Raw genomic sequence first — 1,549 nt, forward strand, 5'->3', positions numbered from 1 at the left:
GAGTCCTTCCGCCCGCTCCGGCGCCTCCGCGGGCCTGCCGGTGAGCAACAGGTAGAGGCTCGACCCGATGAGGGCCCCGACGACGGCGTCCACGTCCGTGTCGGGGCGCAGTTCGCCGGTCTCGACGCCCGTGCGCAGCAGGCCGGCGATGACGGCGTGCTGGTGCCGGGTGTTGGCGTGGTACAGGGACTCGGCGTCCTGGGGGCTCTCCGCGGCCGCCGCCGTGAGGGCGAGGACCAGCGCGGCGTTGTGGGGGTCGGTGACCGTCCTCGCGTGCGCCCTGAACCACGTCACCAGGGTCCGCACGACCTGCCCCGGGGCGGGGGAGGGGAACTCCCCGTCCGGGACGACCGCGAGCGAGGCGCGCCGGGTGACGTCCGCGACCAGCGCCGCCTTCGACGGCCAGCGGCGGTACACGGTGGGCTTCCCGACGCCCGCCTCCGCCGCGATCCGCTCCATCGACAGCCGGGCGTAGCCGTCGCGGAGGAGCAGGTCGCGCGCGGCGTCCAGGATCGCCTCGTCCGTGCCCGTGCCGCGGGGCCTGCCGCGTCGCCGTTCCGGTGCCATGCGGGTCATTCTACGAGCGGTAAAATACTTAACGAAACGAATCGTAACGTTAATGGAGATGCGTATGAGCGGCAGCAACGTGATCGTCGTCATCGGCGTCGGCGGCATGGGTCAGGCCATCGCCCGTCGGCAGGGCGCCGGCGGGACCCTGATGCTCGCGGACTTCGACGAGAAGACGCTGGGGGCCGTGGGCGAGGAGCTGCGGGGGCAGGGCCACTCGGTGGTCACCCACGCCGTGGACGTCTCCTCGCGCGCCTCCGTCGCCGCACTCGCGGACGTCGCCGCGGGTCTCGGGCGGGTCACCCAGGTCGTCCACACGGCGGGCCTCTCCCCGGTGCAGGCCCCCGCGAGGGCGATCCTCGCGGTGGACCTGCTGGGCACCGCCGTGGTGCTCGAGGAGTTCGGCCGGGTCGTCGCACCCGGCGGCGCCGGAGTGGTGATCGCCAGCATGGCCGGGCACATGCTGCCGCCCGGTGCGCTGACCGCCGAGATGGAGCAGGCGCTGGCCCACACGCCCGCCGACGAACTGCTCGCGCTGCCCTTCCTGGACGCCGACGCCCTCGGCGCGCAGGGCGCCTATCCGCTGTCGAAGTACGCCAACCGCCTCCGCGTCCACGCCGCGTCCACGGAATGGGGCAGGCGCGGGGCGCGCGTCAACTCCATCAGCCCCGGCGTCATCTCGACGCCGATGGGCCGGCAGGAGCTCTCCGGGGAGAGCGGGCGGCACATGAGGGCCATGGTCGAGGCCTCCGGCACCGGCCGGCTGGGCACGCCGGACGACATCGCGGCCGCCGCGGCCTTCCTGCTCGGCCCGGAGGCCACCTTCGTCACCGGCACCGACCTCCTCGTCGACGGAGGCGTCGTCGCCGCGCTGCGCTCCGGCCGCCTCGCCTCCGGCGCCTGACACGCCGGGAGGACGACGTGAGGGAGGGCCGGCCCGGGGATCCCGGGCCGGCCCTCCCTCACTGTTCGCGGCGTCCTG

At 74.5% G+C, this 1,549-nt stretch carries 2 protein-coding genes; one reads left to right on the top strand and one right to left on the bottom strand.

The window, feature by feature from the left end; translation table 11 throughout:
* A partial coding sequence (locus HW445_RS30440; protein ID WP_180224024.1) for a TetR/AcrR family transcriptional regulator occupies window positions 1–567 on the bottom strand: 567 nt, incomplete at its 3' end.
* A gap of 64 nt (window positions 568–631) precedes the next feature.
* Here HW445_RS30440 and HW445_RS30445 point away from each other — a divergent pair.
* Window positions 632–1,471: an SDR family oxidoreductase gene (locus HW445_RS30445; protein ID WP_180224025.1), complete on the top strand. Its 840-nt coding sequence runs from the start codon at window positions 632–634 to the stop codon at window positions 1,469–1,471.
* Window positions 1,472–1,549: the final 78 nt, after the last annotated feature.

The organism is Streptomyces sp. UH6 (assembly GCF_013421635.1).
Classification (GTDB): Bacteria; Actinomycetota; Actinomycetes; order Streptomycetales; family Streptomycetaceae; genus Streptomyces; species Streptomyces abyssomicinicus.

Coding starts and splice junctions, on each gene's coding strand:
- HW445_RS30445 (WP_180224025.1), top strand. CDS start 632: ATGAGCGGCAGCAACGTGATCGTCGTCATCGGCGTCGGCGGCATGGGT.